General features: G+C 40.6%; 11 protein-coding genes. 5 read left to right on the top strand and 6 right to left on the bottom strand.

Annotated features, from left to right (window positions below; genetic code table 11):
• Positions 1–51: 51 nt before the first annotated feature.
• The 3 genes from VK159_RS07745 to purL form a co-directional block, all read right to left on the bottom strand.
• The gene (locus VK159_RS07745) at positions 52–1,701 is read right to left on the bottom strand and encodes a CTP synthase (RefSeq protein ID WP_324229556.1); all 1,650 of its coding nucleotides are present in this window, start codon (positions 1,699–1,701) and stop codon (positions 52–54) included.
• A 146-nt stretch (positions 1,702–1,847) separates the two neighbouring features.
• A complete protein-coding gene (proC, locus tag VK159_RS07750) occupies positions 1,848–2,642 on the bottom strand; it encodes a pyrroline-5-carboxylate reductase (RefSeq protein WP_324229557.1) in 795 nt (264 codons plus the stop codon).
• 112 nt (positions 2,643–2,754) lie between these two features.
• Positions 2,755–4,989, bottom strand: coding sequence for a phosphoribosylformylglycinamidine synthase subunit PurL (purL, locus tag VK159_RS07755; RefSeq protein WP_324229558.1), 2,235 nt, complete (start codon positions 4,987–4,989; stop codon positions 2,755–2,757).
• Positions 4,990–5,074: 85 nt separating this feature from the next.
• Between purL and VK159_RS07760 the strand changes: the two genes are divergently transcribed.
• The 4 genes from VK159_RS07760 to VK159_RS07775 all read left to right on the top strand — a co-directional run bounded on the left by VK159_RS07760 (position 5,075) and on the right by VK159_RS07775 (position 10,454).
• A complete protein-coding gene (locus VK159_RS07760) occupies positions 5,075–6,325 on the top strand; it encodes a hypothetical protein (protein WP_324229559.1) in 1,251 nt (416 codons plus the stop codon).
• Between the two features lie 146 nt (positions 6,326–6,471).
• Positions 6,472–7,485: a glutamine synthetase beta-grasp domain-containing protein gene (locus VK159_RS07765; protein ID WP_324229560.1), complete on the top strand. Its 1,014-nt coding sequence runs from the start codon at positions 6,472–6,474 to the stop codon at positions 7,483–7,485.
• A 156-nt stretch (positions 7,486–7,641) separates the two neighbouring features.
• Positions 7,642–9,831, top strand: a complete 2,190-nt coding sequence (locus tag VK159_RS07770; protein ID WP_324229561.1) for a glutamine synthetase III — start codon at positions 7,642–7,644, stop codon at positions 9,829–9,831.
• A 149-nt stretch (positions 9,832–9,980) separates the two neighbouring features.
• Positions 9,981–10,454, top strand: coding sequence for a hypothetical protein (locus VK159_RS07775; RefSeq protein WP_324229562.1), 474 nt, complete (start codon positions 9,981–9,983; stop codon positions 10,452–10,454).
• A gap of 118 nt (positions 10,455–10,572) precedes the next feature.
• Here VK159_RS07775 and accC read toward each other — a convergent pair whose 3' ends face one another.
• The 3 genes from accC to efp form a co-directional block, all read right to left on the bottom strand.
• Positions 10,573–11,910: an acetyl-CoA carboxylase biotin carboxylase subunit gene (accC, locus tag VK159_RS07780; protein WP_324229563.1), complete on the bottom strand. Its 1,338-nt coding sequence runs from the start codon at positions 11,908–11,910 to the stop codon at positions 10,573–10,575.
• Between the two features lie 108 nt (positions 11,911–12,018).
• Positions 12,019–12,507, bottom strand: a complete 489-nt coding sequence (gene accB / locus VK159_RS07785; protein ID WP_324229564.1) for an acetyl-CoA carboxylase biotin carboxyl carrier protein — start codon at positions 12,505–12,507, stop codon at positions 12,019–12,021.
• Between the two features lie 181 nt (positions 12,508–12,688).
• Positions 12,689–13,255 carry an elongation factor P gene (efp, locus tag VK159_RS07790; protein ID WP_182801548.1) on the bottom strand — a complete coding sequence of 189 codons (567 nt, stop codon included), beginning with the start codon at positions 13,253–13,255 and terminating at the stop codon, positions 12,689–12,691.
• Positions 13,256–13,378: 123 nt separating this feature from the next.
• On the opposite strand from efp, the gene VK159_RS07795 reads away from it, so the two are divergent.
• On the top strand, positions 13,379–13,873 hold the full coding sequence (locus VK159_RS07795; RefSeq protein ID WP_324229565.1) for a hypothetical protein: 495 nt from the start codon (positions 13,379–13,381) through the stop codon (positions 13,871–13,873).
• The last annotated feature ends 30 nt before the right edge of the window (positions 13,874–13,903 follow it).

Raw genomic sequence — 13,903 nt, forward strand, 5'->3', positions numbered from 1 at the left:
AGACTGATTGTCTTCACTTTTTATTTTTCAGCTTGTATTTTCTATTTACAGTTAGATCATCTCACTTTCCAGCAACGGATTTTTGATCGACTGTTGCTTCTCTGAATATTCTTTTGCGGCTTTAATAAAGTGTACAAATAAAGGTGCCGGACTTTCAACTGTGCTCTTTAATTCTGGATGATATTGCACACCAATAAAGAACGGATGCTTAGGGTGTTCGATGATCTCCACTAAACCTGTCTCCGGATTTTTTCCACTCGGGATCATACCTGCCTGCTCAAACGCTTCGAGATATTTATTGTTAAACTCATAACGGTGACGGTGACGCTCGTTAATATGCAGACTTCCGTAAATCTTTTCAGCCAATGAACCTTCTTTGATATCGCATGGATAAGAACCCAAACGCATCGTACCACCTTTGCTGGTGATCTTCTTTTGCTCTTCCATCATGTCAATTACAGGATCAGGCGTCTCAGGATTCATTTCAAATGAATGCGCATCTTTTAATCCCAATACGTTTCTTGCAAATTCCACACAAGCCATTTGCATACCTAAACAGATACCAAAGAATGGCAATCCGTTTTCACGTGCATATTTAATAGCAGTGATCTTCCCTTCAATACCACGGTTACCAAAACCTGGGGCTACAAGTAATCCATCTAATCCTGTTAACTTTTCAGCTACATTCTGATCAGTAATAAATTCACTATGCACATTCACCACATTCACTTTGCATTCATTCATGGCACCTGCATGAATAAAGCTTTCGAGAATTGATTTGTATGCATCCTGCAGTTCAATATATTTTCCAATCAAGCCAATATTCACCTGGCTCTTGGGATACTTTAATTTATCGAGGAATTTTTTCCAGTTCTCTAAATCCGGTTCAGGGAAAATCGTTACGCCAAGTTTGCGTAAACAGATCACATCTAATTTTTCCTTTAACATGAACAGCGGAACTTCATAAATGGTAGAAGCATCGCTTGCTTCAATTACCGCTTCCGGTTTTACATTACAGAACAAAGCAATCTTACGACGAATTTCTGTACTTAATGGACGCTCTGTACGACAAACAATAATATCAGGATGCACACCTTCCTGGCTCAGCATACGAACACTGTGCTGGGTAGGTTTGGTTTTTAATTCTTTTGCTGCTTTTAAATAAGGAATAAGCGTCAGGTGGATGACCAGGCAATCTTCTTCCGGCAATTCCCATTGAATTTGACGAACAGCTTCTACAAAAGGTAATGATTCAATATCACCCACCGTTCCACCAATTTCAGTGATCACAATATCATACTTCGAATCTTTACCCAGCAATAACATGCGGCGTTTAATCTCATCTGTAATATGCGGAACTACCTGTACGGTTTTTCCGAGGTACGCACCTTCACGTTCTTTATTGATAACTGTTTGATAAATACGTCCGGTTGTAACGTTATTCGCCTGTGTGGTGTGAATATTTAAATAACGCTCATAGTGACCCAGATCAAGATCCGTTTCTGCACCATCTTCTGTTACAAAACACTCGCCATGTTCGTAAGGGTTAAGTGTGCCGGGATCTACGTTGATGTAAGGGTCGAATTTCTGGATGGTTACTTTGAACCCACGGGACTGTAACAATTTGGCCAACGATGCGGCAATAATTCCTTTACCCAATGATGATGTAACGCCACCGGTTACAAAAATGAACTTGGCCATAAAATTAATTTACGAGTTTAGAGACCTACCGTAATGTATAATGGAAATAAATAAATAGTGGAGGTCATGCAAACCTACGATGATTTTTTTGATTGAAAAAATCGGTTGGTTGCATGTGGAAAACAAGAGAAAAGAAAGATTTGGAATTACTTCCCGATACTCTGATAACTCGTTTTTATACCTTTTATAAGTGATGAACTAAACCCGCTGTGTTCCATTTCATTAAGTCCGGCAATGGTACAGCCACGTGGCGTAGTTACTTTATCGATCTCTGCTTCAGGATGCGATCCTTTTTGTATCAATAATTCAGCAGCTCCATTTACAGTTTGCGCAGCAATAAGTGTGGCTGTTTTTGCATCAAATCCAATTTCAATACCACCTTGTATGCTTGCACGGATATAACGCAACGCATATGCAATGCCACAGGCGCCAAGTACTGTTGCAGCATCCATCAGTTTTTCATCGATAAGTGCAACACGACCAAGTTGAGAAAAAAGATCATGCACATAATCAAGTTGTTCCTGCACAGTATTTATTGAACTGATACAGGTCATACTTTCCTGGATTGAAATAGCGGTATTCGGCATTGCCCGGATAACAGGCATATTTGTTCCTACCCACTCCTGCATGTCTTTAATGCCAACGCCGGTAATTACACTTACCAACACATGTCTTGCCGAGTTGAGTTCCTCTTTCATGTCGAGCAACACATCTTTTATCTGGAAAGGTTTTACTGCCAGTATAACAAGGTCGGCATAACGTGCAGCTTCTTTGTTATCGCTTGAAACCAACACGCCCTTACTTTCAATATCGTTAAGGGTTTTAATATTCCGCTTGGTAATTATAATATGGCTGGGCAAACAAAATCCGCTTTTGATCAATCCTTCTGCAATCGCAACACCCAGGTTTCCTCCACCAATAATGGCAATCTTTTTATTCATAACTCAATTTTTTGCTAATAAAATGCCGCAGCGATTTTCACTGCGGCATGCTTTCGTTACAATGCTAAAATTAAGATTTATTATTTCAACGTAACAATTTTCATTTCAAGGATCACAATGCAGTTAACGCATGTTCGCTTTCATGACCAGCCAGTAAATTTTCAATTGCTGTATCATATTTTTCCTTCCAGCTTAACACAGTGCCCCACTCCATGCCATCAACGTCAACACTTCCGTTGGTAACAACACCAAGTTCAGCATAAGGATGATTACCCAATGCATTTTTGAACGCTGCCACTTGCTCTTCTTTCACTGTAACAACTACACGGCTTTGTCCTTCACCAAACCAATAAGCATCTTTACGGATGTTGCTGTCGTTGGCAACTACATCGAACCCGAGGTTATTATTGAAGCATGCTTCTAACAAAGTTGTAAACAAACCACCTTCGCTTACATCGTGTGCTGATGCAATTAATTTTTGTTTGATGAGTGAAGCAATTGTTTGTTGCAATACAAATTCTTCTTCCAGATCAAAATGAGGTGCCGGGCTATACTCAACTTTATGCAATTTGTGTAAGTATTCACTTGAGCCAAGATCATCTGTTGATTTTCCAATTAAGAAGATCACATCGCCTTCGGATTTAAAATCAAGCGTCATCTTATCGTTTATGTTCTCAAGTAATCCCACCATACCAATGGTAGGTGTTGGATACACTGCACCATCCGGACTTTGATTATAAAAACTTACGTTACCGCCGGTAACAGGTGTATCAAACTTTTTACAAGCTTCACCCATTCCTTTAATAGCATGCACAAATTGATAATACACTTGTGGATCGTAAGGATTACCAAAATTGAGACAGTTGGTGATACCTAACGGCAAGCCACCGCTACAAACAATATTACGTGCAGCTTCGCTCACAGCGATCATTGCGCCTTTATATGGATCAGCAAAAACATATTTACTGTTACAATCAGTTGTTACAGCTAAGCCTTTAGTTGTTCCTTTTACATGAACAACTGCTGCATCAGTTGGAGCATTGGTACTTGAGTTGCCTGTACCCACCATACTATCGTACTGATGATAAACTGTACGCTTGCTGGCGATGTTGGGGATTTGAATGATCTGTTCAGCAACTGCTTTCAGATCGTTTGGCACATCAATGCTGTTTGCATCAAAGGCTTTTATTTTTTCGAAGTATGCAGGTTCAGCATATTCTCTTGTGTATTGTGGTGCACCACCGCCCAACACTAATTCGTAAGCCGGCAATTCTGCTTCCAGTTCACCATGCATATAAAATTTCAATAAACCATCGGTTGTTACTTCTCCAATTTCTGAACAAGGCAAGTCCCACTTTTCAAATACATCCAACACAGCTTGTTCTTTTCCTTTCTCTACCACCATTAACATACGCTCCTGGCTTTCACTCAGCAAGAGTTCCCATGTCTTCATGTTTTGCTGACGTGTTGGAACTTTATCCAGGTCAATGCGCATACCCACTTCACCTTTTGCACTCATTTCAGCAGTAGAACAAATAATACCGGCTGCACCCATATCCTGCATACCAACAACTGCACCTGTTTGAATTACTTCCAGACAAGCTTCCAATAATTTCTTTTCCTGGAATGGATCACCAACCTGAACAGCTGGTAATTCTTCTGCACTCTCAGCAGTAATATCTGCACTGGCAAAACTCGCACCGCCAATACCATCTTTACCGGTTGCGCTTCCTACAAAGAATACCGGATTGCCTTCGCCGAGTGCGGTTGCAGAAACAGTTTCACCTGCTTTTACGATGCCCACACTCATGGCGTTCACAAGAGGGTTTGTATGATAACAATCTTCAAAGTAAATTTCGCCACCAACAGTAGGCACACCAAAACAGTTACCGTAATGACCAATGCCATGTACAATACCACCCAGCAAATGTTGTGTTTTTGCTTCTTTCAAATTACCGAAGCGAAGTGAGTTGAGTGCAGCAATTGGCCGTGCACCCATGGTAAAAATATCACGATGGATACCACCAACACCAGTTGCTGCTCCTTGAAACGGCTCAATGGCTGACGGGTGATTATGACTTTCAATTTTAAATACAACACCAAGATTATCGCCAATATCCATCAACCCGGCATTCTCTTCTCCGGCTTTTACTAACATACGTCCGCCTTCACGGGGTAATGTTTTCAGCCATTTGATGGAGTTCTTGTAACTGCAATGCTCACTCCACATACCACTGAAGGCGCAGAGTTCATTGAAGTTGGGCGTACGGCCGAGTTTCTGTTTAATTAATTCGAATTCTTCTTCGGTCAATCGAAGCTGCTGTGCGGTTTTTGCTGTTATTTCCATGATGTGTAAGAAAGCGCAAAAGTACAAATGCAGGGGCAACAGTTTGACTGTATGAAAAGAAATATTTTAATTTGCTCCCAATCTCATGACCTATTTACTGTTTGCTGTATACCTCGTTCTGTTCAGCTGGCTAATTACCAGGGTGAAATTTATTCAACAATCGGGGTTACCCAATTACTGGCTTATTGCATTATTTGTGCTGAAAGTTGCGGCAGGCGTTGCCTATGGTTGGTTTTATACCACCATTCCAAACTATGAGCAATCAGCTGATAGCTGGAAATTCTTTTTTGATGCAAAGAACGATACACAGCTTCTTTACAATGATCCTTTGCGTTATTTCACCAGCATTTATGACAATCCTTACGACAGAGACTATCGTCACCTTTTCTCCAGTGTAAATTCTTATTGGAACGATCTGAAACATACTTATATGGTTAAGATCGTTTCGCTGTTTAATGTATTCAGCGGATCAAGATATTATGTGAATGTGATCTTTTATTCATTCATTACCTTCTTTGGACCTATCGCATTCATACGTGTTATGAATGATGTGTTCCCTGATCGTAAACTGCTGATCACCTGTGGCACATTCCTTTTTCCCTCCTTTTTATTCTGGTCATCGGGTATTCATAAAGATGGACTCATCTTTACCTATGTGTCATTATTGGTGTTTGTTGTTTATTTCGGCATGAAGAAGAAAGAATTGGGCATAAAGGAATTTTTGCTCGTTGGCTTACTGTTGATGTTGATCTTCCCGGTGCGTAACCATGTTGTACTCGCATGTATTCCCGGCTTATTTGCATGGTGGCTGGCTGAGAAATATTTCAAACGAAAATGGATCGCTTTTGTGGGCGTAACCATTCTTGGCACTACCGCCTTCTTTTCCGCAAAGTATATTCATCCAAAACTTGATCTGCCAATCTCTATTGTACTACGTAATAAAGATTTTATTAAGCTGGGAGGAAATTCATTTTTACCACAACGAAAACTGGAACCAACATTTACCGGCTTTGTTCAAAACGCACCCCAAGCCCTGAACCACACATTGGTTCGCCCTTATGTAACAGAATTTTTATCGCCGCTTTATCTTGCAAGTGCGTTGGAAATATTATGCATCTGGATATTAGTTTCCGTATGGTTCTTCCGCTTCACCGATAATCCTTACAGGCATTCTGTTGTGCAGTTTCTTTTTCTTGTATCGATGGTCTTGTTATTACTTACAGGTTATATTGTTCCGCAACTGGGTGCCATCGTACGTTACCGTGCAATTTTCTTTCCTTTTATACTTGTTCCCATCATTGCAACTATTGCCTGGAAGAAAAACAAATTAGAATAAAATATATGTAACGTTTTTCCACACTAACTAACGTTCTAATTGGGGAAATAGCTGAAATTTTTTAGATTAAAAACAATTTCAATCGTAAATTAGCAGCGCAAATAGCAATATTTATTGTTTTTCTAAACTTATCAAAGCGGTAACACATGTCATTGTCAAAACTTGAGTACATCTGGCTCGATGGTTACAAACCAACTCAAAGCCTTCGCAGCAAAACAAAAATTGAAAAAGACTTCAGTGGTAAATTGGAAGATTGCCCAATGTGGAGTTTCGATGGTTCTTCTACTGAACAGGCCCTTGGCGGTTCATCTGATTGCTTGTTAAAACCAGTATATATTATACCAGATCCTCAGCGCAAAAATGGCTTCCTCGTTATGTGTGAAGTATTGAATGCTGATGGTACGCCGCACGTAACAAATGGTCGTGCATTGATTGAAGACGATGATAATGATTTCTGGTTCGGTTTCGAACAGGAATATTTCCTTTGGAATCCTGAAACAAATAAACCACTTGGTTTCCCTGAAGGTGGCTACCCTGCTCCTCAAGGTCCTTACTACTGCTCAGTAGGTGCAAACAATGCCTATGGCCGCAATATCATTGAAGAACATTTAGATGTTTGCTTAGAAGCAGGCTTAAATGTTGAAGGTATCAATGCTGAAGTTGCCGCAGGTCAGTGGGAATTCCAGATTTTCGCTAAAGGTGCAAAAGAAGCCGGTGATCAGATCTGGCTCGGTCGTTACCTGCTCGAAAGAATTGGTGAAACATACGGTGTTTCTATCAACTGGCATTGTAAGCCACTTGGCGCATTGGATTGGAATGGCAGCGGTATGCACGCCAACTTCTCTAACACATTATTACGTACCGCAGGCAGCAAAGAAATCTTCGACAAAGTTTGTGAAGCTTTCCGTCCTGTTGTAAAAGAACATATTGAAGTTTATGGTGCCGATAACCACCTGCGTTTAACAGGAAAGCACGAAACTGCAAGCATTCATGATTTCAGCTATGGTGTTTCTGACCGTGGTGCTTCTATCCGTATTCCTGTTCAGGTTCCTAAGTGGGGCTGGAAAGGTTACCTGGAAGACCGTCGTCCAAACTCAGCTGCAGATCCTTACAAAGTAGCTGCACGCATTATCAAAACAGTGAAATCTGTAAAAGCATAATTACTGAATAGAACTTTCAAAATCCCCCTTGTAAAAAAGGGGGATTTTTTTTCTCCATTACTTCCCGTTAAAAACCTGAAATTCGCAACGCAAACTGTTTGTATTATTTTCAACTGATTGTCGCCATTGTGCTGATCAAAATATTAAATACACTTTATGTCATTACGTTACCAGGCCATTAAAAATTTATCGACCCAGGAGAACATTGAAGTTAGTTCCCCCGCAAAGATCACTGCCATTTTTTGTCAGAATGTATTTACGCTTAAGACTGCCCGTGAGTATTTGAGCGATGAAGCATACAAAAGTCTTGTGTCATCAGTCAAAGGAAATAAAAAGATCGACCGCACCAACGCAAACCAGATAGCAGCAGGCATCCGTCAATGGGCCGAAAGCAAAGGCGTTACACACTACACGCACTGGTTTCAACCATTAACCGGATCAACTGCAGAAAAACATGATTCGTTCTTTACATTAAAAGGCGATGGTACGGCTATTGAAGAGTTTGATGGTGGCGCACTTATTCAACAGGAACCTGATGCCTCTTCATTCCCCAGCGGTGGTATACGTGCAACATTTGAAGCACGTGGTTACACGGCGTGGGATCCCTCCTCGCCTGCTTTTATCATGGAGATCGGTAACGGTAAAACATTGTGTATACCTACACTTTTTGTTTCTTACACAGGTGAGTTGCTCGATTACAAAGGACCGGTATTAAAAGCATTGGAAGCTGTAAGCAAAGCAGCCGTTGATGTTTGTTATTACTTCGATAAAAATATCACCAAGGTTACACCAACACTCGGTTGGGAACAGGAATATTTTGTAGTGGATGAAGCATTGTACAATGCACGCCCTGATCTGTTGTTGAGTGGACGCACCGTGTTTGGTCATCAATCAGCAAAAGGTCAGCAGCTAGAAGATCATTATTTCGGTTCAATTCCGGAAAGAGTGTATGCGTTCATGCGTGATTTTGAAAACGAATCATACAAACTTGGTATTCCATTACGCACACGTCATAATGAAGTGGCACCTGCGCAATTTGAATGTGCTCCCATTTTTGAAGAAGTAGCTGTTGCTATTGATCATAATTCTTTATTGATGGATGTAATGGATCGTGTTGCACGCCGTCATAAATTGAGAGTGTTATTGCACGAAAAACCATTTGCCGGCATTAACGGAAGTGGTAAGCATAACAACTGGAGCCTGAGCACTGATACAGGTGTAAACTTATTGGCCCCCGGTAAAACACCAAAGACCAATTTGATGTTCCTCACCTTCTTTATCAATGTAGTTCGTGCCGTAGATCAGTATGCTGATATTCTCCGGGCTTCTATTGCAGGTGCAGGTAACGATCATCGCTTAGGTGCAAATGAAGCGCCACCTGCTATCATTTCTGTTTTCGTTGGCAAATACTTAACGGAAGTATTAGATGCGGTTGAGAAACGTGTTACTACAAAATTTGATGAACAGGATGAAGCCATTCTGAAACTCGATCTGCATAAAAGTATTCCTGAGTTGATGCTGGATAATACAGATCGTAACCGTACTTCACCATTTGCTTTTACCGGTAATAAGTTTGAGTTCCGTGCTGTTGGTTCAAGTGCCAACTGTTCAAATGCAATGACGGTGCTCAACGCAATTATGGCGCAGACATTAACTGAATTCAAAGAAGAAGTTGATGGTTTGATTGAGAAAGGTGAGAAAAAAGAAATTGCCATCATGCATGTATTGCAACGCTATGTGAGTGAAAGCAAGAAAGTATTGTTTGAAGGTGATGGTTACAGCGAAGCATGGGCTAAAGAAGCTGAGAAGCGTGGATTACCGAATGTAAAAACAACACCATATGCATTAGATGCAATGGTTACCAAAAAAGCAAAAGAGTTGTTTGAAAATACAGGCGTGTATACACATGCTGAACTGGAAGCACGTCATGAAATTGAACTGGAGAAATACATTAAACAAGTGCAGATCGAAGGACGTGTAATGGGTGAACTTTGTACAAGCCATGTATTACCCGCTGCTGTGAAATACCAGAATGTATTGATCACAAATATCAAAGGGCTAAAAGACATTGGTATCAACAAAGAGTCTTATGCCAACCAATTGCAGATACTTGAAAAAATATCCTTACACATCAACAAGTGCAGCGACCTGGTGGAGCAAATGATCGAAGCACGTAAAAAAGCAAACGTGATTGAAGATACAAGAGCTAAAGCCATTGCTTATTGCGATGATGTGAAAGGCAAGTTCTTTGATGAAATACGCTACCATGTAGATAAACTTGAACTGCTGGTTGATGATGCCAGTTGGTATTTGCCGAAGTACAGGGAGTTGTTGTTCTTGCGTTAAGCTACTTACTATGTCAATTATACAAAGGCCTGCAGATTGTTGCGGGTCTTTTTTGTTTACGAAGTGGCATTCTAAAGTTTGATTTTCTGGGCACCGCCATATAACTTAGTAAAGCCATTACTCACAATGGCGTATCAAATTATTAAAGTATGATCTTTAGAAACTCACTTGTTATATTGTTTTCAATTTGTAGCTTCTTATTGAGTTGTAAAGGACAAAACACAAAAAATAAACTTCATTTAGCCGATTCAAATTTAAAAGTTGGACAAATTTGGAAATATAAAAACAGAACTGGAGAAGATAGTTCTACCGTAACAATACTTAAAATTGAGAAATATGAAAAAGGTGATACGATAATTCATATTCGAGTAGACAATATAAAAATTTATAGTCCTCAATCTGCCACAGGCTTCTCCAATGTTGTCGACCACTTGCCTTATTCAAAAAACGCACTTCTTAAATCGATTACAAAACTTGTTGGGCAGACTAATGACTTACCGGATTTTTCGGAAGGTTACAATCTTTGGAAAGAAGCTTGGGATAGTGGAGCAGCTGGATATTGGACTACTGATTTGAAAGAGGCAATAGATGGCGTTGATAAAAACTCTAGATCCCAAAAATAAAACTATACTGCGAGAAGTTTAGTCGCCGACCAACAACTAGACCACGGGGATCAACAACAAAAACTCAATAAATTCAACTCCAAATAAAAAGTCCCCCGCAGTAACGGGGGACTTTTCTTTATTTCATTTTGAAACCTTCCAAAAACTTCGTTGTGAAATTTCCTTTCCGGAAATTTTCATCGAGCATCAATTGCTGATGGAATGGAATGGTTGTTTTTACCCCTTCAATCACATACTCGCTTAATGCACGGCTCATAGTATTGATGGCTTCCTCACGTGTACGGGCAACCGCAATAATTTTTGCGATCATTGAATCGTAGTAAGGAGGAATCACATAACCTGCATACACATGCGAGTCGATACGGATACCATGTCCACCGGGCTGGTGCAACGTGGTGATCTTACCGGGTGACGGACGAAAATCATTGTATGGATCTTCGGCATTAATGCGGCACTCAATTGCATGCATCTGCGGTTCATAATTTTCACCGCTGATCTTTTCGCCCTGTGCGATCAATATCTGTTCTTTGATGAGATCAAAGTTTGTTACTTCTTCTGTTACGCAATGCTCTACCTGGATACGTGTGTTCATTTCCATGAAATAGAAATTGCGGTGCTTATCAACCAGGAACTCAATAGTACCCACACTTTCGTAACCAATAGCTGCTGCTGCTTTACAAGCTGCCTCACCCATTGCTTTACGTAATTCAGGTGTCATGAATGGCGAAGGTGATTCTTCCACCAGTTTCTGGTGACGGCGTTGAATAGAACAATCACGCTCACTTAAATGACAAACCGTTCCGTAGCGATCACCGGCAACCTGAATCTCAATATGACGAGGCTCTTCTACAAATTTTTCCATGTAGATACCATCGTTCTTAAAAGAAGCACCTGCTTCCTGTTTTGCTGTATCGTAGTTACGTTCCAACTCTTCTTCATTCCAAACAACACGCATCCCTTTACCACCACCGCCTGCGGTTGCTTTTAAAATCACCGGGTAACCAACCTCTTTTGCAATTTCTTTGGCTTGCTCTGCACTTTCCAACAAACCACCACCACCGGGTACAACAGGTACACCGGCTTTGATCATGGTTTCTTTGGCTGTGATCTTATCGCCCATTGAACGTATCTGATCAGGGGTTGGACCAATAAACTTGATTCCGTTTTGTCCGCATATCTCAGCAAACTTTGCATTCTCTGCTAAAAAACCATATCCGGGATGAATAGCATCTGCATTGGTGATCTCGGCTGCTGCAATAATATTTGGTACGTTGAGGTACGATTCTGCACCGGCAGGTTTACCAATACAAACTGCTTCATCCGCAAACTTTACGTGCAGGCTTTCACGATCGGCTGTTGAATAAACAGCAACCGTTTTTATGCCCATTTCACGACAGGTGCGGATGATACGCAATGCAATCTCACCACGATTGGCAATTAATATCTTTTTAAACATAAGTTTAATTTGAAAATTTGAGAATTAGCTAATTTGAAAATGATGTACAACAAGAAAATTGAAAATGAGTTTTACATTTTCAAATTTTCAAATTGATTAAGTGTCAAATTAACTAGGATCTACCAGGAATAAAGGCTGATCGTATTCAACCGGTGATTGATCTTCAACCAGTACTTTCACGATCTTACCCTTCACTTCACTTTCAATTTCATTGAAGAGTTTCATGGCTTCAATGATACATACCACTTTACCCGGTGTTACTTCCGATCCTACTTCTACAAATAAAGGTTTATCGGGTGAAGGCTTGCGATAGAATGTACCGATCATCGGGCTTTTAATCGTGATATACTTGCTGGTATCATCAGCTTTTGCTGCTGGCGGAGGAGCAGAACCTGCGGCAGGCAAGGCAGCAGGCGCAGGAGCCGGAGCAAATGCCTGCTGTGGCGCTTGCTGAAACTGACCTGAGATGAGTGTTTGCTGAATGATTTCTTCTTTTTGTTTTATTGTAACCTTAAAGTCTTTTTCTTCGATGGTGAGTTCACTGAGGTTGGATTTGTTGACCAGTTTAATCAATTCCTGAATTTGCTTAAAATCCATGATCGTGAGGTTTAAAATGTTTAATAATAACGGGCGGCTAAGATAAGGGAATTAGATTCGAAATATTCCAGTTTCATTAAAAATTGAGGTAAAATGAGGGATTTTCGGGCAAAAATGGCCAAAAATCAAACAAAAACGGGCAGTTTTAAAACTGCCCGTTTCGAATATGGTAATTAAAATCTTACTCTTTCACCCTTTCCACATAATCACCAGTTTTGGTGTTAATGCGGATCAATTCGCCCTCGTTTACAAACAACGGAACCATTACGGTTGCACCGGTTTCGATGGTAGCTGCCTTTAAGGTACGTGTAGCAGTATCGCCTTTCATACCAGGTTCGCTGTAAGTTACGAGCATCACAATTTTATCAGGCAATTCCACCGTCATTGGTAATTCGGTTTCGGTGTTGAGCAATACCGAAACTTCAGCTCCATCTTTCAAGAACTGCGGCGCATCGATCAATGCTTCCTGAACCACGATCTGCTCAAATGTTTCATTGTTCATGAAGTTATAGCCCGTATCATCTTTATAAAGGAACTGGAAATCTTTGCGTTCAACACGCACGGGATAAATCGTTTCACCACTGTTCCAGGTAATTTCTACTGAGCGTGCATTATCTACGCCTTTCAGCTTTGCCCACACTTTAGCTGCTGCACGGGCAGTCTTGTTTTCGCCAAATTCCACAATCTTGTATAAGCTGCCGTCAACTTTAATAATCATACCACGGCTGATGTCGGAAGTAGTTGCCATAAAAACTCGTTATTTAATTTGAGGCTGCAAATATAAGGCAACCTGCCTCAAAATTAAGAGTCCTTTTTAGAACGCTTACGCTCAAAAGATTGGCAACTCTTGTGGCTTCCGTATCTTGCAAACATGAGAAATGTCTTATTGATCCTTAGCCTTTTTTCAGTTACACGGGTTTTTGCGGTGAACGATTCTATTCCCCCGCATTTAAAAAACCTGAAACTTCCTGATTTTAAACTGTTATTGCCCGACAGCGTTACCAATTTTTATACTGAACAGCTGAGTACAAAAAAGACGACCGTCCTTATCAGCTTCAGCCCCGATTGCGACCATTGCAAGCAACAAACAAAAGAGATGATTGAAAACATCAAAGAGTTTAAAGATGTGCAGATCGTAATGGCCACTACCCTGCCATTTGAAATGATGAAAGCTTTTCATGCAGAGTACAAAATCGCATCTTACAAGAATATTGTCATGGGCCGGGATGTGTTGTATTTTTTCCCGAAATATTTCCTGAATCATTACCTGCCGCTCATTGCTGTTTACAATAAGAAAGGGGAATTACTGCATTATGCCGATGGTGGTTTGCCCACATCTGAACTCATCCGTTTAGTGAAAGAATAAAAAAGCGAATCACTTTTGAAAATGATTCGC

The sequence above is a fragment of the Lacibacter sp. genome (genome assembly GCF_035299325.1).
Taxonomy (GTDB): domain Bacteria; phylum Bacteroidota; class Bacteroidia; order Chitinophagales; family Chitinophagaceae; genus Lacibacter.

Excerpts from the sequence above, each read along its gene's own strand:
- VK159_RS07765 (WP_324229560.1), top strand. The coding sequence starts at position 6,472 with ATGTCATTGTCAAAACTTGAGTACATCTGGCTCGATGGTTACAAACCA.
- VK159_RS07775 (WP_324229562.1), top strand. The coding sequence starts at position 9,981 with ATGATCTTTAGAAACTCACTTGTTATATTGTTTTCAATTTGTAGCTTC.
- purL (WP_324229558.1), bottom strand. The coding sequence starts at position 4,989 with ATGGAAATAACAGCAAAAACCGCACAGCAGCTTCGATTGACCGAAGAA.
- accB (WP_324229564.1), bottom strand. The coding sequence starts at position 12,507 with ATGGATTTTAAGCAAATTCAGGAATTGATTAAACTGGTCAACAAATCC.
- VK159_RS07770 (WP_324229561.1), top strand. The coding sequence starts at position 7,642 with ATGTCATTACGTTACCAGGCCATTAAAAATTTATCGACCCAGGAGAAC.
- accC (WP_324229563.1), bottom strand. The coding sequence starts at position 11,910 with ATGTTTAAAAAGATATTAATTGCCAATCGTGGTGAGATTGCATTGCGT.
- VK159_RS07760 (WP_324229559.1), top strand. The coding sequence starts at position 5,075 with ATGACCTATTTACTGTTTGCTGTATACCTCGTTCTGTTCAGCTGGCTA.
- VK159_RS07795 (WP_324229565.1), top strand. The coding sequence starts at position 13,379 with ATGAGAAATGTCTTATTGATCCTTAGCCTTTTTTCAGTTACACGGGTT.
- VK159_RS07745 (WP_324229556.1), bottom strand. The coding sequence starts at position 1,701 with ATGGCCAAGTTCATTTTTGTAACCGGTGGCGTTACATCATCATTGGGT.
- proC (WP_324229557.1), bottom strand. The coding sequence starts at position 2,642 with ATGAATAAAAAGATTGCCATTATTGGTGGAGGAAACCTGGGTGTTGCG.
- efp (WP_182801548.1), bottom strand. The coding sequence starts at position 13,255 with ATGGCAACTACTTCCGACATCAGCCGTGGTATGATTATTAAAGTTGAC.